The sequence below is a fragment of the Neorhizobium petrolearium genome (assembly GCF_017873175.1).
Taxonomy (GTDB): domain Bacteria; phylum Pseudomonadota; class Alphaproteobacteria; order Rhizobiales; family Rhizobiaceae; genus Neorhizobium; species Neorhizobium petrolearium.
This window is the reverse complement of the sequence record NZ_JAGGJW010000004.1, coordinates 300,722-324,065: the sequence shown is the minus strand read 5'-3', so window position 1 is coordinate 324,065 and position 23,344 is coordinate 300,722. Positions and strand designations below refer to the sequence as shown.

General features: G+C 61.7%; 23 protein-coding genes. 10 read left to right on the top strand and 13 right to left on the bottom strand.

Annotation, left to right across the window (positions count from 1 at the left end; all coding sequences use genetic code 11):
• Positions 1 to 79 precede the first annotated feature (79 nt).
• Positions 80 to 631, top strand: coding sequence for a TetR/AcrR family transcriptional regulator (locus J2046_RS09970; RefSeq protein ID WP_325169741.1), 552 nt, complete (start codon positions 80 to 82; stop codon positions 629 to 631).
• A 32-nt stretch (positions 632 to 663) separates the two neighbouring features.
• Here the strand turns inward: J2046_RS09970 and pepN are convergent, their stop codons facing one another.
• Positions 664 to 3,312, bottom strand: a complete 2,649-nt coding sequence (gene pepN / locus J2046_RS09965; RefSeq protein WP_210051244.1) for an aminopeptidase N — start codon at positions 3,310 to 3,312, stop codon at positions 664 to 666.
• Between the two features lie 300 nt (positions 3,313 to 3,612).
• Here pepN and J2046_RS09960 point away from each other — a divergent pair, with 300 nt between their 5' ends.
• Complete coding sequence (locus J2046_RS09960; RefSeq protein WP_210051242.1) at positions 3,613 to 4,560, top strand: DMT family transporter; 948 nt, start codon at positions 3,613 to 3,615, stop codon at positions 4,558 to 4,560.
• Between the two features lie 3 nt (positions 4,561 to 4,563).
• On the opposite strand, the gene J2046_RS09955 is transcribed toward J2046_RS09960, so the two are convergent.
• The 5 genes from J2046_RS09955 to J2046_RS09935 form a co-directional block, all read right to left on the bottom strand.
• Positions 4,564 to 4,716: a hypothetical protein gene (locus J2046_RS09955; protein ID WP_210051239.1), complete on the bottom strand. Its 153-nt coding sequence runs from the start codon at positions 4,714 to 4,716 to the stop codon at positions 4,564 to 4,566.
• Positions 4,717 to 4,738: 22 nt separating this feature from the next.
• Positions 4,739 to 4,930, bottom strand: a complete 192-nt coding sequence (locus J2046_RS09950) for a hypothetical protein (RefSeq protein WP_210051237.1) — start codon at positions 4,928 to 4,930, stop codon at positions 4,739 to 4,741.
• 181 nt (positions 4,931 to 5,111) lie between these two features.
• Positions 5,112 to 5,990, bottom strand: coding sequence for a uracil-DNA glycosylase (locus J2046_RS09945; RefSeq protein WP_210051236.1), 879 nt, complete (start codon positions 5,988 to 5,990; stop codon positions 5,112 to 5,114).
• A 161-nt stretch (positions 5,991 to 6,151) separates the two neighbouring features.
• On the bottom strand, positions 6,152 to 7,444 hold the full coding sequence (locus J2046_RS09940) for an Hsp70 family protein (RefSeq protein WP_210051235.1): 1,293 nt from the start codon (positions 7,442 to 7,444) through the stop codon (positions 6,152 to 6,154).
• A 141-nt stretch (positions 7,445 to 7,585) separates the two neighbouring features.
• Positions 7,586 to 8,476 (bottom strand): LysR family transcriptional regulator, encoded by an 891-nt coding sequence (locus J2046_RS09935; RefSeq protein WP_210051233.1) that lies wholly within the window; start codon positions 8,474 to 8,476, stop codon positions 7,586 to 7,588.
• 104 nt (positions 8,477 to 8,580) lie between these two features.
• Between J2046_RS09935 and blaOXA the strand changes: the two genes are divergently transcribed.
• On the top strand, positions 8,581 to 9,387 hold the full coding sequence (gene blaOXA / locus J2046_RS09930; RefSeq protein WP_210051230.1) for a class D beta-lactamase: 807 nt from the start codon (positions 8,581 to 8,583) through the stop codon (positions 9,385 to 9,387).
• A gap of 261 nt (positions 9,388 to 9,648) precedes the next feature.
• Positions 9,649 to 9,846, top strand: coding sequence for a hypothetical protein (locus J2046_RS09925; protein ID WP_210051227.1), 198 nt, complete (start codon positions 9,649 to 9,651; stop codon positions 9,844 to 9,846).
• A gap of 38 nt (positions 9,847 to 9,884) precedes the next feature.
• Here J2046_RS09925 and J2046_RS09920 read toward each other — a convergent pair whose 3' ends face one another.
• The 3 genes from J2046_RS09920 to J2046_RS09910 form a co-directional block, all read right to left on the bottom strand.
• Positions 9,885 to 10,088 (bottom strand): hypothetical protein, encoded by a 204-nt coding sequence (locus J2046_RS09920; RefSeq protein ID WP_210051224.1) that lies wholly within the window; start codon positions 10,086 to 10,088, stop codon positions 9,885 to 9,887.
• Between the two features lie 87 nt (positions 10,089 to 10,175).
• A complete protein-coding gene (locus tag J2046_RS09915) occupies positions 10,176 to 10,520 on the bottom strand; it encodes a hypothetical protein (RefSeq protein WP_210051223.1) in 345 nt (114 codons plus the stop codon).
• Positions 10,521 to 10,728: 208 nt separating this feature from the next.
• Positions 10,729 to 11,517 carry an SDR family oxidoreductase gene (locus tag J2046_RS09910; protein WP_210051222.1) on the bottom strand — a complete coding sequence of 263 codons (789 nt, stop codon included), beginning with the start codon at positions 11,515 to 11,517 and terminating at the stop codon, positions 10,729 to 10,731.
• 273 nt (positions 11,518 to 11,790) lie between these two features.
• Between J2046_RS09910 and J2046_RS09905 the strand changes: the two genes are divergently transcribed.
• The 3 genes from J2046_RS09905 (at position 11,791) to J2046_RS09895 (ending at position 14,937) form a co-directional block, all read left to right on the top strand.
• A complete protein-coding gene (locus tag J2046_RS09905; RefSeq protein ID WP_210051221.1) occupies positions 11,791 to 13,452 on the top strand; it encodes an electron transfer flavoprotein-ubiquinone oxidoreductase in 1,662 nt (553 codons plus the stop codon).
• A gap of 201 nt (positions 13,453 to 13,653) precedes the next feature.
• Entirely contained in the window at positions 13,654 to 14,169 is a 516-nt protein-coding gene (locus J2046_RS09900) for an EF-hand domain-containing protein (RefSeq protein WP_210051219.1), read from the top strand.
• 159 nt (positions 14,170 to 14,328) lie between these two features.
• Entirely contained in the window at positions 14,329 to 14,937 is a 609-nt protein-coding gene (locus J2046_RS09895; protein WP_210051218.1) for a L,D-transpeptidase, read from the top strand.
• A gap of 77 nt (positions 14,938 to 15,014) precedes the next feature.
• On the opposite strand, the gene J2046_RS09890 is transcribed toward J2046_RS09895, so the two are convergent.
• On the bottom strand, positions 15,015 to 16,031 hold the full coding sequence (locus J2046_RS09890) for a zinc-binding alcohol dehydrogenase family protein (protein WP_210051217.1): 1,017 nt from the start codon (positions 16,029 to 16,031) through the stop codon (positions 15,015 to 15,017).
• Between the two features lie 118 nt (positions 16,032 to 16,149).
• Between J2046_RS09890 and J2046_RS09885 the strand changes: the two genes are divergently transcribed.
• Positions 16,150 to 16,545: a winged helix-turn-helix transcriptional regulator gene (locus J2046_RS09885; protein ID WP_210051216.1), complete on the top strand. Its 396-nt coding sequence runs from the start codon at positions 16,150 to 16,152 to the stop codon at positions 16,543 to 16,545.
• Between the two features lie 2 nt (positions 16,546 to 16,547).
• Here the strand turns inward: J2046_RS09885 and J2046_RS09880 are convergent, their stop codons facing one another.
• Complete coding sequence (locus tag J2046_RS09880; RefSeq protein WP_210051215.1) at positions 16,548 to 17,789, bottom strand: MFS transporter; 1,242 nt, start codon at positions 17,787 to 17,789, stop codon at positions 16,548 to 16,550.
• A gap of 252 nt (positions 17,790 to 18,041) precedes the next feature.
• Here J2046_RS09880 and J2046_RS09875 point away from each other — a divergent pair, with 252 nt between their 5' ends.
• The gene (locus J2046_RS09875; RefSeq protein WP_210051213.1) at positions 18,042 to 18,980 is read left to right on the top strand and encodes a diacylglycerol/lipid kinase family protein; all 939 of its coding nucleotides are present in this window, start codon (positions 18,042 to 18,044) and stop codon (positions 18,978 to 18,980) included.
• A gap of 3 nt (positions 18,981 to 18,983) precedes the next feature.
• Here J2046_RS09875 and J2046_RS34220 read toward each other — a convergent pair whose 3' ends face one another.
• Complete coding sequence (locus J2046_RS34220; RefSeq protein ID WP_210051212.1) at positions 18,984 to 21,164, bottom strand: mechanosensitive ion channel family protein; 2,181 nt, start codon at positions 21,162 to 21,164, stop codon at positions 18,984 to 18,986.
• A gap of 272 nt (positions 21,165 to 21,436) precedes the next feature.
• Between J2046_RS34220 and J2046_RS09865 the strand changes: the two genes are divergently transcribed.
• Positions 21,437 to 21,955: a hypothetical protein gene (locus J2046_RS09865; RefSeq protein WP_210051211.1), complete on the top strand. Its 519-nt coding sequence runs from the start codon at positions 21,437 to 21,439 to the stop codon at positions 21,953 to 21,955.
• Between the two features lie 4 nt (positions 21,956 to 21,959).
• Here the strand turns inward: J2046_RS09865 and J2046_RS09860 are convergent, their stop codons facing one another.
• Entirely contained in the window at positions 21,960 to 23,294 is a 1,335-nt protein-coding gene (locus tag J2046_RS09860) for a glutamine synthetase family protein (protein ID WP_210051210.1), read from the bottom strand.
• Between the last annotated feature and the right edge of the window lie 50 nt (positions 23,295 to 23,344).

Here is a 23,344-nt window from a genome sequence, read left to right as displayed (position 1 = left end):
GTTGCATTTCCGCGCTAATGCAATATCTTTGCATTAATAAGAACGATTTTCCGGCGGAATGCCGGCAAGGAGAAGAAAAGTGGCGAGGGAGATGTTGCGGCAGGGCGGGCGTAGCGCGCGGATCCAGGAGGCGGTGCACCGCACGGTTCAGGAACTGCTGAAGAACATGGACCGGGGCGAGATCACCGTACCGATGATCGCCGACAAGGCGGGTGTCACTCCCTCGACCATCTATCGCCGCTGGGGTGATCTTTCTGAACTTCTGGCGGATGTGGCTGTCGACCGCATGCGGCCGATAGCCGATCCTGAAGATACGGGAGCGATGACCTCCGATTTCGAAGCCTTCATCCTGCAATATGCGGAGGAAATGTCCTCAAGAGTGGGGCGCGCGCTGCTCGCGGACGTGCTCGGAAGCCTGGAAGGCAATGCTCCGGTAAAATGCTGCCAATATACCTATCATCATCTGGAGACCCTGCGGAAAAGAGCCTCGGCACGCGGCGAGACGCCTTTCGATCTCGGCGAGGCTGTCGATTTCGTGGTGGCGCCGATTGTCTATCACATCCTGTTCGGTGACAGGGAGCCGACGCCCGACTACTGCCGGGCGCTCGTCGCGCGATTTTTCAAGCAATAGCACGGGAAAATTTCTTCCCTCGTGCCGATCGATCACCCCTTCAGCATGCGTTCGACGATGTCGCGCACGTCGGTCGACAGCGTTTCGGCCCGTTCGATGGTCGCCAGTGCCGAGCGGGCATGGTCCGCACGCTGCGGCTCCAGCGACCGCCATGACCGCATCGAAGTAAGGATGCGGGCGGCAAGCTGCGGGTTCTTCGGGTCGATCGAAAGGATCTGCTCGGCGAGGAACCGGTAGCCCTCGCCATCCGGTCGATTGAAGCCGGTCGGATTACCAAAGGCGAAAGTGCCGATCAGCGAACGTACGCGGTTCGGATTGGTCGATACGAAGCGCGGGTTCTCCATCAAGGCCTTGACACGGGCGAGTGCGCCCGCGCCCGGAATCGTCGCCTGGATCGAGAACCACTTGTCGATGACGAGCGCATTGCCGTCAAACCGCCTCAGGAACGTATCGAGCGCGCCTTGCGCTTCCGCCGAGTCCGGGAACCGGTGGGCGAGCAGCGTCAGCGCCTGCGCCAGATCGGTCATGTTGTCGGCAGCGGCGAAGGCTTGCGTCGCGCGGGCGGGTGTCCCTTCCGCATAGGTCAAGTAGGCAAGTGCACTGTTCCTCAATGCCCGCTTGCCGGCGCTTGCGGCATCCGGCGTATAGGGGCCGCCGATCGTCATCCCGTCAAAAATCGCAAGGAAAGCCTTTTCACCGGCCTTGGCGATCGTCGAAAGGATCGCATGCCTTCCGGCATGGATCGCGTCCGGGTCGTTGTTGCCGCCGAGTTCGCGGGCAATATCGGCCTCGCTCGGCAGCGTCAGCACCTGCGCGCGGAATGCGGGCTCCAGCGCCTCGTCACCGGCGGCTTCGAGGAGTGCTGCGGTGAGCGCCGGATCGCAGGTGATCTCCTTGCCCTCGCGGGCGTCGCGTGCCGCCTGCATGAGGTTCGGCATCGCAAGGTCGGTGAGGGCCTGCCAGCGGGCGAAGAGGTCGGTGTCGTGGCGGGCGATATGGGCAAGATCGGCCGGCGTCTGGTCGAAATGCAGGTTGATCGGCGCCGAGAACGAGCGGTTGAGCGACAGAACCGGTCGGGACGAGATGCCGAAGAAGGTGAAGGTCTGCTTGCGTTCTGTAAGATGCAGAACATCGCCGGTCATTTCGCCGCCCTTGACGGCTGTCGGCGCTGCAATCTGGCCATTGTCGAGGATCAGCGCCAGGGAGAGCGGAATGTGCATCGGCTCCTTGTTCGACTGGCCGGGCGTGGCCGGAAGCATCTGCTCCAGAGACAGCGTAAATGTCCCCTTTTTCTGGTCGTAGCTGCTCGAAGCCGTAACGAGCGGCGTACCTGCCTGATGATACCAGAGTGAGAATTGCTCAAGATCGCGGCCGCTCGCATCCTCGAAGCACTTCAGATAGTCCTCGACAGTGACCGCCTGACCGTCATGGCGCTCGAAATAGAGGTCCATGCCCGCCTTGAAATCCTTGCTCCCGAGCAGGGTCGCGATCATGCGGGTGACTTCCGAGCCTTTTTCGTAGACCGTCGTCGTATAGAAATTGTTGATTTCGCGGTATTTCGTCGGGCGGACGGGATGGGCGAGCGGGCCTGCATCCTCGGGGAACTGCTCCGACTTCAGATGCCGCACCTCGGCGACGCGCTTGACGGCGCGCGAGCGCTGGTCGGCCGAAAATTCGTGGTCGCGATAAACCGTCAGCCCTTCCTTGAGGCAGAGCTGGAACCAGTCGCGGCAGGTAATGCGGTTGCCGGTCCAGTTGTGGAAATATTCATGCGCGATGATCGCCTCGATATTGGCGTAGTCCTGATCGGTTGCGGTCTCGGGGTCGGCCAGCACGTATTTGTCGTTGAAGACGTTGAGGCCCTTGTTTTCCATGGCCCCCATGTTGAAGTCCGATACGGCGACGATCATGAAGATGTCGAGATCATATTCGCGGCCGAAGCGTTCCTCGTCCCACTTCATCGAGCGTTTGAGCGCATCCATGGCGTAAGCGGCGCGCGGCTCCTTGCCGTGCTCCACGTAGATCCGGAGCTTGACGTCGCGGCCCGACATGGTGGTGAACGTGTCCTCGACCACGCCGAGGTCGCCCGCCACCAGCGCGAACAGATAGGCAGGCTTCGGATGCGGATCGAACCAGGCGGCGAAATGCCGGCCTTCGTCGTAATCGCCGCCACCGAGGAAATTGCCGTTCGACAGCATCACCGGATTGGCGGCCTTGCCGGCGATGATGGTGATCGTATAGGGCGCAAGAACGTCGGGACGGTCGGGGAAATAGGTGATGCGGCGGAAGCCTTCGGCCTCGCACTGGGTGCAATAGACGCCGCTGGTGCGGTAGAGCCCCATCAAATGGCTGTTGGCTTCCGGATTGATGAAGGTGGTGACGGTGACCTCGAAGGGTGTTTCGGCCGGCAGATCGCGGATCGTCAGACTTTCCGGCGTCGCGTCATACCGGCTGGCTGGCGCTTCGGATTGATCTATCAACAGCCCGGAAAGGGTGAGTTCGTCGCCGTCGAGGACGAGGGGTACAGAGGGATCGACACCTTCGCGTCGGTGGAAGATCAGCCGCGCCTCCACTTTGGTGTTGGTCGGGTCGAGCTCGAAAGTCAGATCGACGCGTTCCAGGACGAAATCGGTGGGGCGGTAATCTGCCAGATGAACGATCTGGCCCGTATCTGTTCGCATGTTACTTCCTGAACCGGCTCTTCAAAAATGGCATTGGGAGTGATGAATGCTCCCGTTCACTGGCTTTTGCCCGACGCCGCGCGCATACTTGCATGCAATGCTAAACGATTGTTGAAACTTTGGCTAAATTAAACCTCATTTTGTTTCGGTATATTTCATCAGGTCACGGATATTGATCAACCCATCATCAGTTTTGATCTCGCGCGCAGCGCTTTTCCGTTACTCTGCCGACAAACTGAATCCCCTCTTTTCCTTGCAGGCTCCGTTTTCGATGCGGCCTAAGATTTCAATGAGTTGTTGATGGCCGCCGCCGATGCCCTGAATCCCTTGCGGGGGATCATGTTCAAAGTCTCCTCCGTGGTGATTTTCGTGATGATGCAGACCTGCATCAAATCCGCGGGGCCTGATATTCCAGCCGGTCAGATCACCTTTTACCGCTCCGCCTTCGCAATCGTGCCCATCATGGCTTATCTCGCGTTCGAGGGCGAGTTGCGGGGCGCATTTCGCACCGACAGTCCGTTTGGGCACCTGAAGCGTGGTTTTCTCGGCATTCTCTCCATGGGTTTTGGGTTCTATGGACTGGTGCATTTGCCCATGCCGGATGCGATCGCGATCGGCTATTCCACGCCACTGCTCGCTGTCGTCTTCGCCGCAATCTTCCTGAAGGAGACGGTGCGTGTCTATCGGTGGACCGCGGTTCTGATCGGCATGATCGGCGTGGTCATTATTTCCTGGCCGAAGCTGACCATGTTCCAACAGGGCGGCATGGGGTCCGAACAGGCGATCGGCGCGGTTTCCGTCATCATATCGGCAGTGCTGGCCGGGTTTGCGATGATACAGACGCGCCAGCTCGTGCGCACAGAGAAAACGGCGACGATCGTGCTTTTCTTCTCGCTGAGCGGGGCGGTGTTTTCGCTGGTCAGCCTGCCCTTTGGCTGGGTGGAATTGTCCACGTCGGAAAAGCTCTTCCTGATCGGCGCCGGCTTCTGCGGCGGAGTGGGACAGGTTCTTCTGACCGAGGGCTACCGCAATGCCGACGTCTCGACGGTCGCGCCGTTCGAATACACGTCGATCCTGCTCGGGATCTGCATTGCCTATGTGCTGTTCGGGGATGTGCCGACAGTCAGCATGCTCATCGGCACGGCGATCACCGTTTCGGCGGGAATTTTCATCATCTACCGCGAACACCAGCTCGGGCTGGAGCGGAAGGCCGCGCGCAAGGCTTCGCCGCCAGGGGCGGGCACCTGAAAATCAGAGCGGGATGGCCGCCGTGACAGGGTTGATCGTTTCGGAGCTGTACCGGGCGGCGCCCGCGCGGCTGAATTCGCGCGAGGCGTTCACTGCCGCGCTGATATCGGAGAGGTTTTCCCGCAGCATGCGGATCGGATGGAGGATGGCCATCATGGCTGCTTCCTTGCTGTGGCCATCAGCGTTCGCGGAAATCCGCGAAGATGGCAGCCGGACGCGTGATGCCGGTAGGGCGGGCCATCGCGCGGGACGTCATCTGCTCGTTCGTCGCTGAGCCGAAACGGTGATACCCTTGCGTCGAGCGCGGCTGAAGGCCTGCCATCCGGAGGGTTTCGAAGCCCGAATGGATCGGGCGGAAGCGCGTCGTCATTGCCTTGGTTCCTTAAACCTGTTCCTCCCAAGACATGAGGCTAATATTGCAGCGCAACATTGATTCTGCAATGCAGCAGAACGCCGCGCTGCCATGCGTCAGGCGCATGGCATTTTTCATATTTTTGTAATCGTGTGGCCATTCCGCAAGCTTCTGCCCGAAATGCGGGCAGTCGATGGCTTCAAAGCCGTTTTTTGAAGGTCAGAAGGTCCTGCCAGGCAAGCGCCTTGTTGGCGGGTGCTGCAAGAAGCTCCTGCGGATGCAGCGTCGCGATCGCTCCGGCGTCGACTCCCCCGAAGGTGATGTCGCGCCATTCTCCGCGCAGCGAATGGATCGTGCCATTGGCGCCGAAGAAGAAGCGGGCCGGGAAATTGCCAAGCAGCAGCAGGAGCTTCGGCTCGGCAAGCGCCACCTGCCGTTCGAGGAAGGGCCGGCAGATTTCGAGTTCGGCATCGGAAGGCATGCGGTTGCCCGGCGGACGCCAGGGAATGATGTTGGTGAGAAATACGGTCTCGCGCGCAAGCCCGATCGCGCCGAGCATCCTGTCCAGCAACTGGCCCTGCCGGCCGGAGAAAGGAATGCCGTCGCGGTCGTCGTCGGCATTCGGCGTCGGGCCGATCACCATGATGCCGGAAGAGGGGTCCCCGCTTGCAAACACGGTGGAGCGGGCGCCGTTCTTCAGGTTACAGCCGGTAAAGGCGTCGAGCGCGGTTTTCAACTCGACGAGCGAGCGGGCGCTTTCGGCTGCGAATCGGGCCGAGGCCACAGCCTCGCTATCCGGCACGGCGAGCGAAGGGGTGGGGGCTGCAGGCCGTGCGGCGACGCGATTTGGAGCTGGGGAAGCCCCACCCGTTCGGGACGTGGGGGCCGGCTCGTTCTGTACCGGCTGCGGCTGGCGCGCCGTCGCGGGCATCCGTGCCTCCGCCTGCGCGGCCTTCTGCGCTGCAAACTGCGCGAAACGATCGACCGGCTCGTCCTCGACAAGCCATTCGACGCCCGAGTCCGCATAGAAATGCAGAAGGGCGGCAAGCTCCTGGGCGTCGAGGGTTTGGGCGTTCATGGGATCGTTCTTACAGCAAGTCGGCTGAAAGTGGGAATCTGTTTAGGTCGGCCATAGCCACCCTTGTTATGTCATTATTTCCCCCTCACCAACAAAATTTAGCGCTTAGCTTTCAGCTAAGATACTGAAATTGCAGGTGAGGGGATGTCTACAGCAGACCCTCACGCCGCCCATTGCCGAACGTTGTCGCTTTCCCCGATCAGCGCCAGGCCGTGCGCGATGGACAGCAGTTCGCCGCCGCTCTCGATCTTGCCGGCATCGAATCTCCGGGTGAAGATGCGCCGCACGGCCGGCACGAAGGACGTGCCGCCGGTCAAAAACACCTTGTCGATCTCTCCCGGCACCGTGCCGGTTTTCTCCAGCACTTCGTCGAGCGCGCCTTCGATGCGCGCCAGGTCGTCGGCGATCCAGGTCTCGAAATCGGCGCGTTTCACCGTCTTCCGGCCGGCACGCCCAAGCGGCGGGAAATGGAATTCCGCCTCTTCCGCGCCCGACAGCGCCATCTTGGTGGCGGAGATCGCCTGGTAGAGCGGATAGCCCTCGTCATGCTCGACGAGGTCGATGAACAGCTCCAGCTTGTCCGGATCGAGCGCCGAGCGCACCAGCGATTTGAGATCGGCGAATTCGCGCGTGGTCTTGAAGATCGACAGCTGGTTCCAGCGGCCGAAATTGGCGTAATAGCCGGCCGGCACTTCCAGCACCTTGTCGAAGCTCCGGAAGAACGTGCCCTTGCCAATCTCGGGCGCCACGAGATTGTCGATCATGCGGTAGTCGAAATGGTCGCCCGCGACGCCGACGCCCGAATGGCCGATGGGGGTCGCCATCAGCTTGCCTGCCTGCCGCTCGAAGCGGATCAGCGAATAGTCGGTCGTGCCGCCGCCGAAGTCCGCGACCAGCACGGTCGCGTCGGATTTCAGCGTCTGCGCGAAGTAATAGGCCGCCGCGACCGGCTCGTAGACGTAGTGGATTTCCGGAAAGCCGAGCCTTGTCAGCGCCGCGTTGTAGCGCTCGGTGGCGAGCTTCGCGTCCGGATTGGCGCCGGCGAAATGCACCGGCCGCCCGGCGATGACCCGCGAGACGTCGCTCGGCCAGTTCTCCTCCGCATAGGTCTTCAGCCGCCGCAGAAAGATCTCCATCAGGTCCTCGAAGACGTGCCGGCGGGCGAAGATCAGCGTGCCCTGGAAGAGTGCGCTTGCCGCAAAGGTCTTGATCGACTGCAGGAAGCGGCAGTCGCCGGGATTGTCGATGAACTGGCGGATCGCCGCCTGACCCGCCTCGACCTTCAGCGCCTGCGCGCCCATCACCGGGTCCTTCATGAAGGAAAGCGCCGTGCGCATCGTGTCGGTCTCGCCGGCGCTGCTCGTAAAATGCATGGAATGCGTGGCGTCGGCGCCGTCCGAAAGCGCCAGAACCGTATTCGTCGTGCCGAAATCAAGCCCGAGCGCCCGTGCCATGGCCGTGCTCCTTTTGTCCACAGAAGATCATTGAACCGAAGCCGAAGGCTCCGAACGCGAAAAGGGCGCTTCGTGGCGCCCCGGATGTTTTGAGAGGGCGCGTGATCGCACAAGGGGAGGCGGATGGCAACCCCGGAAAACTCAGTTCTGCATCTGCCTGCGCGTCTCCGCCGCCTGTTCCGCAAGCCAGTTGCGGAACATCTCCATCGCCGGCGTCACGCTTCGCGACTTCAGCCGGATCAGCCAATAGCTGCCTTTGGAAATGTAGATCTCGAAGGGCTGTTCGAGTGCGCCCGAGCTGAGCTGCCGGGAGAACATCAGCGGCGGGGCAAGTGCCACGCCGGCACCCTGCAAAGCCGTCTCGATCATCAGCACGGAGCTGTCGAACACCATGCCCCGGATCGATGGCGAGGTGACGCCCGCCGCCTCGAACCAACTCGGCCATTCGTCGGCGCGGTAGGAGCGGAGCAGCGTCTGGTGCGTCACGTCCTCCGGCGACTTGAGCTGCTTTGCGATCGCCGGGATGCAGAGGACGGAAAGCGGCGCCTCGAACAGCGCCTCCGCCTCGATATCGTGCCACGCGCCGTTGCCGAACTTGATCGTGTAGTCGAGCCCTTCGGCGGCGATGTCGACACGGTTGTTGTTGGTGGAAAGCCTGAGGTCCACGAACGGATATCTTTCCCGAAAATCGTGGAGACGCGGCAACAGCCAGCCGACCGCCAGCGTGCCGACCGCGCCGAGCTTCAGCACCTCGCGCACATGCCCGCCCTCGAACCGCTCCAGCATGTCGGCCATGCGGTCGAAACTCTCCTGCAACGAGGGTAAGAGCGCCAGTCCTTCCTCGGTGATCATCAACCCGCGCGGCAGGCGGCGGAAGAGCGTCGCGCCGAGCCGCTGTTCCAGAAGCTTCACCTGATGGCTGACGGCAGCCTGCGTGACGCAGAGCTCGATCGCCGCCCGGGTGAACGAGAGATGCCTTGCGGCCGCTTCGAAAGCGCGCAGCGCGTTCAGCGGTAAATATGGCCGGACCATGGCAATGCCCTAATTCAGTTTATGGCTCGCCGCAGATATCATCGTTTGATTGGGGCTCGCAAGCCGGCCTAGAAAACCATGTCCCATCAACCGGAGCTTTGACCATGGCTTTCAGAAATTCCCTTATTCTGGCATTTTCTCTTGGAATTACCGCAGCTTTCCTCGATTTTGCGTCGGCCGGGGCGGCGGAGCCGATCCGCTGCACCGTGATTATCGATGAGCAGAGCGGCGAGACGCTTTATCGTCAGGGCACCTGCGACCAGGGTTTTTATCCGCAATCGACCTTCAAACTTCCTTTGGCCATGATGGGATATGACGCCGGCATCCTGACCGATGCGGAAAACCCGCGCTGGAAATACCAGGCGAAGTTCGGCGGGCCGGATCGGGTGAAGAAAGATGTCGATCCGCTGATCTGGGAAAAGGACTCGATCGTCTGGTATTCGCAGGAACTGACTCGCAAGCTTGGAAAACGCGCCTTCGCCGACTACATCCAGCGCTTCGGCTACGGCAATCGCGATGTCTCCGGCGGCCTGACCGAAGCCTGGCTCATGTCCTCGCTGAAGATTTCGGCCGACGAGCAGGTGCAGTTCATCCGCCGCTTCCTGACCGGCGGCCTGCCGATTTCCGAACATGCCGTCGACATGACGCTCGCCATCACCCCGCATTTCGAAGCGGGCGACGGCTGGGACATCCAGGGCAAGACCGGTTCCGGCTGGTTGCGCGACAAGGCCGGCAAGACGGATCGCGACCGCCCGCTCGGCTGGTTCGTCGGCTGGGCGATGAAGGATGAACGGCGCGTCATCTTCGCAAGGCTGCTGGTCGATACCAAACGGTATCCGAAGGAGCCTATCAGTTTCGTGGTGCGGGACGGGCTGATCGAGGACTTTCCGAAACTGGCGGAAAGGTTCTGATCTCAAAGAGTTCTCGCGCTGAAAACCGAAAGCGGCCAGGCCCCCCAGGCCCGACCGCCCATAGCGCCTAGGCAGCGCTGCAGCGCACCAACCATAAACGGCATCGGAGGCCGCTTGTGCAAGCGGAGTTCGATATTCAGGTTATCCGTTAAGGTTACCCTCCCGCCTTGCTTCATCTGAAGGACTTACGTCGATTGGCTTACTTTCCCGGCGCCGCCGTTCGTTTATTTTTCTGCCGCGCGTCAGCGGAGGAGGAGATGAATGTCATACCTGCGGATATGGATTTGGGCGACGTTCGCTTTCGTTCTGTGCGCCGGCATGCTCACCCTGGGCTACTTCGACATCGAAGGGGAATTGCCGGCCACACCACCGGTCTATGTTGAAACCTGGGCGGGATTCATGGGTTTCGTCACTGTGGCCGCAGCGGGCGTCAAGTGGTTGTCGAATTATCGCGACTGATCCCGGCTGACTGTCTCGCGACAGGCGGATCTATGCCGCTATCGGAGAAACCGCCGTGCGCCGCCGATGGCGAGAAGCCCGATGACGGCGACGATCGCGCCGTTGATGAGCCATGGCGTCTGGTTGATCATGAAACTACGCGCCGGGTAGGGAAAGATGCCGCTGCCCTGGCCGATCCAGAGAAGGCCGAGAGCAATCAGCAGGACACCGATCACGGAAAGCGCCAGTCGTGCGAATTTCATGGGAAATCTCCGAGGGTCAGGAAACGTCGGATCATAGGCCCGGGCCGGGCGGATCGCGAGACGCGATTGCGTGATATCGGAAGGCGATCAGGCGTCTTCGTAATAGGCCGTGATCAGCGATCTTGGCGCCGGCTCCTCGCTTTCGGACAGAACGATGCCGGCGATGCGGCTCGAAGGCGAGAGGTTGTCGAGCAGGTTGAAGATGACCGCATCCTCGAAGGCACCGAGCGGCCTCGCGTGGAGGGGTGCCGGTCTGGCGATAGCGGCTGCCGCGGAAATGGGCCGCGCCGGCCGGTCATCGGCATCGCGTCCCGGCATGTCTCCCACCGCAAGCATTTCCGCGATCGCCGCGGCGGCGGAGGCCGGCGCAGGCGTCGCGGAAGAACTGTCCGGCGAAGAAGCTTCGTTTACCTCCGGAACGCTTTCGATCATGCCGGCGATCCCTAGAGCGCCGTGCGTCCGAATGGACGCACAAAGGACGCTCTATCTCCTTGAATCTACGCATCGTGCTTTCCGAAAATCGATTCCGATTTTCGGGCCGATGCTGTGGGTTTCAGGGCCGGCTCGTGTCCTACGTCACGGGAATTGAGATCCTCCGAAGAGGAAGACCTCAATTCGAATCAACATTGAACGACGATGCTCAGATCGAGCGCGAGGCGCCGCCATCGACCCGCAGCGTGGTGCCGGTGACATAGCTTGCCGGAACCGAGCAGAGGAAAGCGCCGGCGGCGGCGAATTCCTCCACCTTGCCGAGACGACCTGCGGGGATCGTCTTGAGCGACGCGGCGCGCACGTCCTCGAGGGACTTGCCGGTGCGCTTTGCATTTGCACTGTCGAGTTCATCGATACGGTCCGTGTGGATGCGCCCGGGAAGCAGCATGTTGGCGGTGATGCCGAAATTGGCCACTTCCGTCGCAAGCGTCTTGTTCCAGCCGACCAGCGCCGAACGCAGCGTGTTGGAAAGCGCGAGATTGGCGATCGGTTCGACGACCCCGGAGGAAGCAACCGTCAGGATGCGGCCGAAACCCTGTTCCTTCATCTGCGGCAGCAGCGCATTGGTAAGCGTGATGACGCGCAGCACCATGGACTGGAAGAAGGTGTCGAGCTTGTCGGCCGTCATATCCTCCGTCGTGCCGGGTGTCGGGCCGCCTGTGTTGTTGACGAGGATGTCGATGCCGCCGAGCTTCTCCTTGACCGCGTTCACCATGGCTGCGACGAAATTGTCGTCGGCAATATCCCCCCAGACCCATTCGGCCTTGCCTTTGCCTTCCGCATTGATCGCCTCGCAATTCTCCGCGAGGCGGTCGCCTGAGCGGCCGACGAGCAGCACGTTCGCGCCTTCCGCCGCGAGCGCCTTCGCAATTCCAAGGCCGAGGCCGCGCGATGAGGCGAGCACGAGAGCGCGTTTGCCGGTAAGACCGAGATCCATGATGCTGTTCCTTCCATTCCTGTCTTCGGACTGTCGGCCTTTATAGCAGGGGCATTTGGTCGCGAAAGGCCGAACTTGCTTTCTTCGGTTCGCGACCTATAATTGACGTGAACGTAAAAGTAAGTTGAAGAAACGGAAAGGCAATTTGCGCGAATGGCAAGGCTGAAGACGTTTTCCCGCCTCGACAAGCGGGGCGGCTTTTGCCAAGACAGGGTGCCTGCCGCAACAGGTGCCTGAACAGACGCCGGGAGGGGCCGGCGAGCGGAGTTGGATATGAACGAACAGGAACTTCCCGAACGGGAGAGCATGGAATTCGACGTGGTGATCGTGGGCGCGGGGCCGGCGGGGCTTGCGGCGGCGATCCGCCTGAAGCAGGTCAACCCGGATCTGACGGTCGTGGTGCTTGAAAAGGGTTCGGAAGTGGGCGCCCATATCCTCTCCGGCGCGGTGGTCGATCCGATCGGCATCGACAGGCTTCTGCCCGGCTGGCAGGAAGAGGAGGGCCATCCCTTCAAGACGCCGGTCACCGACGACCAGTTCCTGTTCCTGGGTCCCGCCGGCTCGATCCGTTTGCCCAATGTCGCCATGCCGCCGTTGATGAACAACCACGGCAACTACATCGTCTCGCTCGGAAACGTCTGTCGCTGGCTCGCCGAAAAGGCGGAAGCACTGGGCGTCGAGATCTATCCGGGCTTTGCCGCGACCGAAGTGCTCTATAATGAACAGGGTGCGGTCGTCGGGGTGGCGACCGGCGACATGGGCATCGAGAGGAACGGCGAGCCCGGCCCCAACTATACCCGCGGCATGGCACTGCTCGGCAAATACGTGCTGATCGGCGAGGGCGTGCGCGGTTCGCTCGCCAAGCAACTGATCGCCCGCTTCGGTCTACAGGACGGCCGCGAGCCGCAGAAATATGGCATCGGCCTGAAGGAACTCTGGCAGGTGAAGCCGGAGAACCACAGGCCCGGCCTGGTGCAGCATTCGTTCGGCTGGCCGCTCGGCATGAAGACCGGCGGCGGCTCCTTCCTCTACCATCTTGAGGACAATCTTGTCGCCGTCGGTTTCGTGGTCCATCTCAACTACAAGAACCCGTGGCTTTACCCCTTCGAGGAGTTCCAGCGCTTCAAGACGCATCCTTCGATCCGCGCCACGTTCGAGGGCGCCAAGCGTCTCTCCTACGGCGCGCGCGCCATCACCGAAGGGGGTTACCAGTCCGTACCGAAGCTGTCCTTCCCGGGCGGAGCGCTGATCGGTTGCTCGGCCGGTCTCGTCAACGTGCCGCGCATCAAGGGCAGCCACAATGCGGTTCTGTCCGGCATGCTGGCGGCCGAAAAGATCGCCGAGGCGATCGCCGCCGGCCGCGCCAATGACGAGCCGATCGAGATCGAGACCGGATGGCGGCAGACCGCGATCGGCACGGACCTGAAGCGGGTCAGGAACGTCAAGCCGCTCTGGTCGAAGTTCGGCACGGGCCTCGGCATTGCGCTCGGCGGGCTGGACATGTGGACGAACCAGCTCTTCGGCTTCTCGTTGTTCGGTACGCTGAAGCACGGCAAGACGGATGCGGAGAGCCTGGAACCGGCATCGAAGCATCAGAAGATCGACTATCCGAAGCCGGACGGGGTGCTCACTTTCGACCGCCTGTCCTCGGTGTTCCTGTCCAACACCAACCATGAGGAGGACCAGCCTGTCCACCTCAAGGTCAAGGACATGGACCTGCAGAAGCGCTCCGAACACGACGTCTATGGCGGCCCTTCGGCGCGTTACTGTCCGGCCGGCGTCTACGAATGGGTGGAGAAGGATGGCGAGATGACCTATGTCATCAACGCGCAGAACTGCGTCCACTGCAAGACCTGCGACATCAAGGATCCCAACCAGAACATCAACTGGGTCCCGCCCCAGGGCGGCGAAGGGCCGCTTTACCAGAATATGTGATCGTCGCAGGTAGTTCCCGCGACCGCCGCTCTGGGGAAGACGGGCTCGCCGCCTGTCCCCGCCGGCGAATTGGGCGGCCTCCGGAAGAGGCTGCCTTTTCCCTTGATCTGCCGCAAGGCCTGTTCCCAGAAACCGACTAGCATCGGCATGCGGTCGTCCATGGTGTCGGGCCGCGGTTCTGTTGATCTAGGGAGAACTGAGATGAAACGGATACTGACAGCAATCGTCGTCGTGGCGAGCACAGGCCTCGTTGCCGGTACGGCCTATTCGCAAGCCTATGGCGACGGCCCCTGGGGGCGCGGTTTCGGTGGCCCGGGCTGGGGAATGGGCATGGGTTCAGGCCCCATGATGCACGCGCCTGGCCGCGGGCGGTTCGCCATGATCGACGCGAACGGAGACGGCAAGGTGACTGCGGAGGAGGCTGCGTCCGCAGCCGAGGACGTCTTCATCGCGATGGATGCCGACGACAACGGAGAACTGAGCAAGGACGAATACATGGCCGTGCGGATGGGACCGCAGATGGGCTGGAACAGGGAGCGGCAGGCTGCCCGCGAGAAGGCGAAGCTCACGCGTTTCGATGAAATGGATCAAGACAAGAACGGCACCGTGACCCAGGTCGAGTTCATGGCCGGCGCCAAGGCCCATTACGATGCGGCCGATGCCGACAAGAGCGGAGAAGTGACGCCCTGGGAATGGCGTAGCCAACAGTGGAACTGAACGAGCTCGGCGGACCGCGGGGCACTGCTGTGCCCCGTTTCTTTCATGGTTTGTGATAAGAAGCGGATGTTTGCTGGCGCGTCGGGCTGAATTAAACGTCTATTAACCATAATATTCTTAAGTCTTGGGTCATCTTTCCGATGCACCAAGGACACATTCATGTCGATTTCCCGTCGCGGTTTTCTGGTCGGTCTGCCGTTGATGCTGGCCGGTTGCGCTTCCACCGTTCCAGAGGCGAATTATGCCGCTTTGCCGAACGAGGAATTCCCGTTGAAGGCCGTGGCGCTCGACAGGATCAAGCCGGAACTTCGCCGCCAGGAAGTGGCCTATGAAACGGCGCACCCCGCCGGAACCGTCGTCGTCGATACGCCGGCTCGTCGAGCCTATTATGTCCTGGGCGAAGGTCGCGCGATCCGTTACGGCGTCGGCGTCGGTCGCGCCGGTCTGGCGCTTGCCGGCAACGCCTATGTCGGACGCAAGGCGGAATGGCCGAGCTGGACGCCGACCTTGAACATGCAGCGTCGGGAAGCCCGCTACCGGAAGCTCGCCGGGGGCGTGCCGGGCGGCCCGAATAATCCGCTGGGCGCCCGCGCCATGTATCTGTACCGCAACGGCAACGACACGCATTTCCGCATTCACGGCACGAACCAGCCGGAATCGATCGGTCTTGCCATGTCGAGCGGCTGCATCCGCATGATGAACCACGACGTCATTGATCTTTACGAACGAGTCAAGGTCGGTGCCCGTGTGGTCGTAATCCAAGCCTGATCGACCGGCCGCAGGCCTGCCACGCAAGGGCCCGCCGTTTCAGCCACGGCGGGCTTTTTCATGGTCCGGCAAGGGGCTCAGAAGCCGGAGAGCACGAGCTTGCCTTTGGTGCGGTTGCTCTCGATCATCGCATGGGCCTTTTTGAGATTGGCGGCGCTGATCGTGCCGAGTACCTCGGAAAGCGTGGTACGGATCTTCTTCGCATCCACCAGTTCGGCGACATGGTTCAAAAGCTTGTGTTGCTCGATCATGTCCGCCGTCTGCCAGACGGGCCGGGCAAACATCATCTCCCAGTGGATAGAGAGCGCCTTGCTCTTGAAGGGACGCAGGTCCATAGGCTCCTTTGGGTCGTCGATCAGCGAGAACCGGCCCTGCGGCGCGATCAGCTCGATAATGTCCTTGATGTGCTGGTCGGTATGGGTGGTCGAGAAGACGAAGGCTGGCGCACCGATCGCCATCTCGGCAAGCTGCTTTGTCATCGGCTTCGAATGGTCTAGTACGTGATGGGCGCCGAGTTCCTTGATCCACTGCTGGGTCTCGGGCCGTGAGCCGGTGCCGATCACCGTAACGTCGGAAAGCTCGCGCAGGAGCTGGATGGCGATCGAACCCACCCCGCCTGCGCCTCCGATGATCAGCACGGCGTTCCAGGCGCCTGCCACCTTGTCCTGCACTTTCATGCGATGGAAGAGCGCCTCATAGGCGGTGATTGTCGTCAGCGGCAGCGCAGCGGCTTCCTCGAAGCTCAGTGTTTTTGGCTTGAAGCCGGCGATCCGCTCATCGACCAGATGGAACTCCGCATTCGTGCCCGGGCGATTGATTGCGCCGGCGTAATAGACCTCGTCGCCCGGCTTGAAGAGTTTGACGTCAGGCCCGACGGTTTTGACGATTCCGGCCGCGTCGTAACCGAGAACCCGATATTGGCCGGCTTCGACGGTCGCCGAGGCGCGAACTTTGGTGTCGACGGGATTGACCGAGACCGCCTTGATCTCGACCAGCAGGTCTCGGCCCTTCGCTTCCGGCACGGGCAGCTCGATATCGAGCAGGGAAGTTTCGGCTGTAACGGGCTGGGGTGTGTTGAAGCCGACGGCGCGCATCTCAAAATCTCCTTGGTTTCGTTGCGTGGAAACTAGATGGCGCGTAAGGTTCAGGAGCGCAAGAATGCACATTTTTGGTGTATAGTGCCAAAAAGTATACTGTGAAAGGATCGCCGCCATGTCGAAACCACGTGCGAAGCTGACCGACAATTTCCCCGGCTGCCCGGTGGAATCGACGCTGAGTTTCCTCGATGGCAAATGGAAGGGCGTGATCCTCTATCACCTCTTGGAAGACGGCACGCTGCGTTTCAACGAACTGCGTCGCCGCATTCCATCGGTCACCCAGCGCATGCTGACCAAGCAGTTGCGTGAACTGGAAGAGGCAGGGCTTGTGAAACGCACCGTGTTCCCGGTTGTGCCGCCGCGCGTCGACTACATGCTGACGCCGCTGGGTCTCAGCCTGGAGCCGGTCATCGCCGCGTTGCGTTTATGGGGTAAGGAGCACGTCATCTGCGAGAACGGCCGGAAATACATGGTGATGCCGGAGGCAAAAACGCCGTCGAAGGCAGCCTGAGATCAGGCCGTCCCGCCCTTCTTCTCCAGCGTGACCGACGCGAAGAAGACTCCAAGACCGAGCAGCGACAGGAATGCACCGACATAACCCGTGGCGGAGAAACCCCAGCCCCAGGCGATGACGAGACCGCCGAGCCAGGCACCGAGCGCATTGGCGATATTGAAGGCGGAATGGTTGGAGGCGGCGGCGAGCGTCTGCGCATCCACCGCGACGTCCATCAGCCGCGTCTGCAGGGCAGGGCCGGCGGCAAATCCGCAGCCGATCAGGAAAACGCAGAGGCAGAGTACGACAGGATGCTGGGCCCAGAGTCCGAAGGTGCTCATGACGATGACGTTGAACACCATCACGCCGCCGATCGTGCCCTTCAGCGACAGGTCTGCAAGCCGCGAGCCCAGAATGTTGCCGACGTTCATGCCGATGCCGAAAAGCACCAGCACGATCGATACCATGGCAACCGGCATCTGGGCGGTCACCGTGGTCGTTGAGGCGATATAGCTGAAGACCGAGAACATGCCGCCGAAGCCGACGGCAGCAATGCCGAGCGTCAGCCAGACCTGCGGGCGGCTGAAAGCGCCGAGCTCCCGCTTGACGCTCGCGCCTTCCTGCACCTGGTCGCGCGGCTGGAAATACCAGAGCAGGGCGACTGTTACCGCCCCGATGCCGCCGACGAGGAAGAATGCGGTGCGCCAGTTGAGCATCTGGCCCATGAAGGTGGCGATCGGCGTGCCGACCAGCGTTGCCACCGTAAGTCCCAGCATCACGCGGCCCACGGCGCGGGCACGTTTGTGGAACGGCACCATGGAGGCGGCGACAAGCGCGGCGACGCCGAAATAGGCCCCGTGCGGTAGGCCGGTGATGAAGCGCAGGGCCGTGAAGCTCCAGAAATCCGGCGCGATCGCGCTCAGGATATTGCCCACTGCGAACAGACCCATCAGGCAGAGAAGCAGGGTTCGGCGGGGCATGCGCGCCGAAAGTGCCGCGATGATCGGTGCACCGACCACCACGCCGAGCGCATAGGCGCTGATGACGTAACCCGCCATGGGAATGCTGACCTCGTAGGTGGCGGCCACGTCCGGCAACAGGCCCATGATCGCGAATTCGCCGGTGCCGATGCCGAAACCGCCGACCGCCAGCGCGATTTCGATCAGCGCGATCGCGAGCGGTGAAAGGGCGGGAGCGGCCTCAGAGGCGCGTGTTTCCGAACGGTCGCGTGCGGAAGCGAAAGAAGCGGCGGAGTCGGTCATGCAAATGATCTGCTTGAAAAAAAGACGCGGGTGAGATGTGGAAACATCTACCCGCTCTGGAGGCGAGCGGTCATCGAAATGACCTGCGTTGAAAGTTAGCATGCTATTGTGCGTTGCGGTAGATCCCCCGCTCATATCACGGGATTGTGTGCATGCGCCGCAAGGAGGCGGCGTGGTGTTGATAAACCTTTTGTCCGCAACCATTTCTTCGGTGATCCGTTGTTCCGCCGCCGATCTGGCCCAGGATATGAGATGAATCTGTTTGCCGTCTTCAACCGCGATGGCGGTACCTTCCGAACCACCGATATGGACGCTTACTGCGCCCATGCGCTCCGGACTTTTGAAGGAGCAGGACATGACATTGAATGCCATGTGGTCTCCGGCGACAGAGTTGTGGAGACGATGGAGAAGGCAGCGGCCACGCCGGGTATCGAGGGCCTGATCGCCGGCGGCGGTGACGGCACGATCTCGGCGGCGGCGGGCATTGCCTGGAGAAGCGGGATTGCGCTCGGCGTGGTGCCGGCGGGCACAATGAATCTCTTCGCCCGCTCGCTGAAACTGCCACTCGATATCTGGGAGGCGCTCGATGCCCTGGCTGTCGCGAGGCCTGAAAATATTGATATTGCCAGCGCCAACGGAAGAAGTTTCGTGCATCAATTCTCCGCCGGCATGCACGCGCGCATGGTGCGCTACCGCAATTCCATGACCTTTGGCTCGAGGCTTGGCAAGATGCGGGCGAGCGTGCGGGCGGCTGTCGGTGTGATGTTCAATCCGCCGGAGTTCGAAGTTGAGTTCAAGGCCGAGGGCAAGACTGGCCATCGCAGGGTTTCGGCCATCTCGGTGTCCAATAACGAATTTGGTTCCGATCCGCTGATGTATGCAGACAACCTCACCCGCGGCCATCTCGGTTTTTACATCGCCGACCCGCTGAAGCCCGCCGGTGTGGCGCGCCTCACCTTCGATATCCTGCGCGGCCGGTTCAAGGAGAACGTCGCCATCACCGCCATGACCGCGACGGAGGTGGAGTTGCATTTCCCGCGCGAGCGTCATGACATTCGCTGCGTCATCGACGGTGAGCTTCTGCCGATGGACCGCGACGTGCGCCTGAAAATCCATGCGGGCGAGCTGAAGGTGCTGGTCAACGAACCTCTGCCCCGCGGGGAGGTGGAGCAGCAGGGAAGCGGCATCTGAGGCTTATGCCGCCACGACCGGAGCCGGGGCAGGTTGCTGCGCAAGCGCGGCGGCGGCGGCTTCTGCCGGATTGGCGGCATTGGACCGGACCGTCACGGCATTCGAGGCAAATTCCAGGCCTGCCTCCTTGAAGGCGGCGATCAGCCGTTTCATTCCTTCTCTCTTGATGAGGCTCGGATTTCCGGGACGCGAGGTGAACTTGAAGCGGACGATCATGGAGGTTTCGGTGATGTCCTGGACACCTTGCATCTTGAGCGGAACGAGGAATTCCGGCCCAAATTCCGGATCTTCGAGCATCGCCAGGCCCACCTTCTTCGCCACTTTCCGGATGGTCTCGGTATTGGCTTCGCGATCGAAGCGCAGCTCGAACTTGATCGTGCCCCAATCCCGGCTGTAATTGGTGACGGAGCTGATCTGTCCGAACGGGATTGTGTGGATAGGCCCGTTATGATGCCGCAATCGGATGGATCGCACCGTGATCTGCTCCACGGTGCCCTTCAGCCTGCCCGTGTCTATGTATTCTCCAATACGGAAGGCGTCGTCTGCGATGAAGAAGATGCCCGATACGATATCCTTCACCAGCGCCTGCGAACCGAAGGACAGCGCCAGGCCGAGGACGCCAAAACCGGCCAGAAGCGGTGCGACATCGATTCCGAGCGAGCTGAGGATCAGCAGGGCGCCAACGGCAAGCACGGCCCCGAGCGCCAGGTTGCGGACGACGGGCAGGGCCGTCGACAACCGGCTCGTCATCTTCTTCTCGCCATGATCGTCCTCCTGGCCCGGAAGCGCGATCTGCGTGGATGGAGAGATCGACTCGAAATATCTCCAGATCAGCGTGCAGACGGCCCAGCTTGCGACCACGGCAAAGCTGAAGCGCTCGAGCCAGACGATCCAGCCCGTGGCAAGAGTGGCCGCCTCTCCCGCCATCAGCGGGCGCCAGAGTGACGTGATCAGGTGCAGTCCGCCGATCCAGATTGCGCCGGAAACGACGACCCGGAGGCTTGCCAACAACGACGACAATAGTCCGGCGCCGCCGGCCTGCTCATGGTGACGGGTAAACTCGTCCATGATCGTATAGGCGCCCATCGCCAGGATCGGCAGGATCAGCAGGAGGACTTGCGTGGCCCCGGCCGCGAAACTCCAGCGGGCGCTGTCCGGCGTGCCCGCGACCATAAGGCCGGTGATCCATATCAGCACCGCCGTCAATGCGTAGAAGTCCGGCAGAAGATTGCCGACCAGGCGCCGGATGAAGCCCGGATTGGCGCCGATGAACGCATCGCGAATACCTTTCCGTCCGCCGATGAACCAGACGAGCTTCAATATCGCAAGCGCCGTATTGCCGATCAGGAGCCACCCTTCCATGGCGCCCGTGTTCAGCCCGAGCGAAACCGACAGGCGAATGGTCTCTGCGAAGACGGCGCCGATCAGCCCATAGGCGACGAGCATTCGGAAATGCCAGTTCGGTCCCTCGATATTGACTAGGGGATCGCTCGTCGCGGTGGGCTTGAAGAGGAAGCGGCCAAGCGTGACGTAGATGGTCGAAATCAGCACGGCCGTGACCGCGCCCCTCGCGATGCGCAGGGAAATCGAGCCGTGGTCAAGCATCGCAAGCAGGACAAATCTGGCTATTGCAAGGAAAACAGCGATGCAAAGAAGATCGGCGAGCGCCCGCAACGCGGCTCGCCGAAATTTTCCGGCAACGCTTAGCGATTCGTACCTGCGAGGCAGCACACTCGCAGCCAGGAAGCGCAACAGCATTACCGCGGCGCTGCCGGCGACAATTGCCAGCAAGGCGACGAACAGGGGCCATCCGTAATTGCTTCCCTCGGCAGCAAGGTTGCTCCGGGTCATTCCCAGAACCGTGGAAAAGCCGGAAAACCCCGAAACGGCGATCGTGACACCCCGCACCACAGCGCTCGAAAGCGTGTCCCAGGAGGCCATGCCCATGTTGGTCGCGACCATTTCCGGCGAGGGCTCCATGGCCGGTCCGGCGGAACCGGCCTTCTGATCGTCTTGCGCATTCTCGACCTGCACGCTCACCGGACGGCCGGTCTGCGCGGCGATATCCAGGACACGCTTGATATCGGCCTCGTTCTGGCCCTGCTTAAGGATCAGCGTCAGCGGCTCCTCCTGCGCTAGGGAGCCAGATGCTCCGCACAACAGCGTCGACGCCGCGATCGTCACGATACGACAAACTCTTAAAAATGCACCTGCCTGCACCATGCGACGTCCCCTGATGCCGTCCGGGCAGAGCGCACCGGAAGGCTGACAATCCTATTTCGCCAGTCGCCGAAGAAAGGTTGTGTAACCGGTTTCCCGTCAAACCCTGGGGACTATGTGCGACATAGGAATAATGACCAATATATCAGCAAGTTTGGCCTTGGAGAATGTGGATAACGCTGCCGTCTCCCGGAAGAAAACCGGATCCTCTGGTGTGGCCGCCGGCAAGGCCGTGCATGGCCGGGAGCGGTGACTCGCGCCGCTCCGATATTGGCCTCAAATTTGCGCGAATCGGCATTGGTAGTCGAAGGAATCAATCAAGGAGTAACTGCTTGTTTTTTTCGTCGCGCCGCAAAGCTCCGGCCAGAGCCGCTATTGCCGTCCTGCTTCTGTTCGGATTGCCTCCCGCTTCGTTCGCGGAGACGGTGATAGACCCGGATGGGCCGTTCAGGATGGGCGAAGGCTATGCAGACCGGCCTGCGACCTGCGGGACCATAAAACACTGGATCGATCACGCTCCGCAGACCGACGACCGTATCACGTTGACGATCAGCGGCAGGCTCGTTGCGGTGGATTGGGACGGTACTTTGGCATACCTGGTGATGTGTGACGAGAAGGACGTTCAGGTCATGTGCGTCACCTACAGCAAGGAGGGGCGCAACATTGGTGATCCCGTCCTGTTCGCGGGCGGCTATGCACGATTTGGCGCGCGGCGGATCATGCTGGATCCTTGCCTGGCATCGCCCGAGGAATGAGGATTCAAATCCGCGGGAGATAGGTCCGGTAGTCGAAGTCGCTGACGGTGCGCAGGTAGGTGATCGCTTCCTTGCGCTTGGTATCGCCGTAGAGCTTCTGGTAGCGCTCGCCGAACACGTCCTTGATGAAAGGGGAGGCCGAAAAATCCTCGACTGCCGTCAGGAAATCATGCGTCAGGCGTTTCGTGCCGGCCGGCGGTTCCTTGCCCGGCTCGGTTGCGGGACCGGGATCGAGCGTTTCATCGAGCCCGATGAGCATGCCGCCGAGGATGGCGGTGAGAAGCAGGTAGGGATTGGCGTCGGCGCCTGCGACGCGATGCTCGATGCGGGCGGCCGGGCCGTCCTTGTCGGGAATGCGGATCGCGGTTCCCCGATGCCCGAAACCCCAGTCGATATCGACTGGCGCGAACGAGTCCGGCTGGAAACGGCGGTAGGAATTGGCAAACGGCGCGAAGATCAGTTGCGCGTCGCGCATGGTGTTCAGCATGCCTGCGCAGACGGATCTCAGCCGCACCGGATCGCCGCCCCTGGCATCCAGAATATTGTTGCCGTCGCGGTCGATGATGCTCGCATGCACATGCAGGCCGGAGCCCGCCTGGTCCGCATAGGGCTTCGCCATGCAGGTGGATTTGAGCCCATGCTTTCTCGCCACCTGTTCGGCGATACGCTTCAGATAGATGCAGTCGTCGGCCGCCGCCAGTGCGTCGGCGCGGTGCAGAAGGTTGATCTCGAACTGGCCGGGACCGAATTCGGCGGTCGTTGCGTCCGCCGGCAGGTCCTGCGCCTTCGCCCAGGCGCGCACTGTCTGCAAGTAATCGTCGAGCGCATCGACGGCGCTCATGTCGTAAAGCTGGAAGCCGTTCGGCTCGCCGCGATACATCAGCTTCTCCGGTGGCCGGGGTTTTCCCGTCTCGCGCCAGTCGTCCTGCACCACGTAGAATTCGAGCTCGGTCGCCACGACAGGCGTGAGGCCGCGTTCTGCATAGCGCTTCAGCACCGAGGCGAGGATGGCGCGCGGGTCCATGAAGGAGGGCGACCCGTCCATCTCGTGCATGGTGGAAAGCACCTGAACCGATCCTTCCGGCCCCCAGGGCATCGGCGCGAGGCTGCGCTTGTCGGGGAGGCAGACCCCGTCCGGGTCGCCGATCGTCAGCGACAGTCCTGTGATGTCGTCATTGTCGTCGCCCCAGATGTCGAGCGATTGGGTGGAGGAGGGAAGCCTGATGGTGCCATCCCACACCTTCTTTTCGGCGGCGAGCGGGATGCGTTTGCCGCGCAGGTCGCCGTTCATGCCGACGAGCAGGATTTCGATATGGGGCGGGACGATCTCTGCGGGCATGATCAGTCTTTTGAAGGGTTGCGGAGCCCTGTTCGTAGCCGATAAGAATT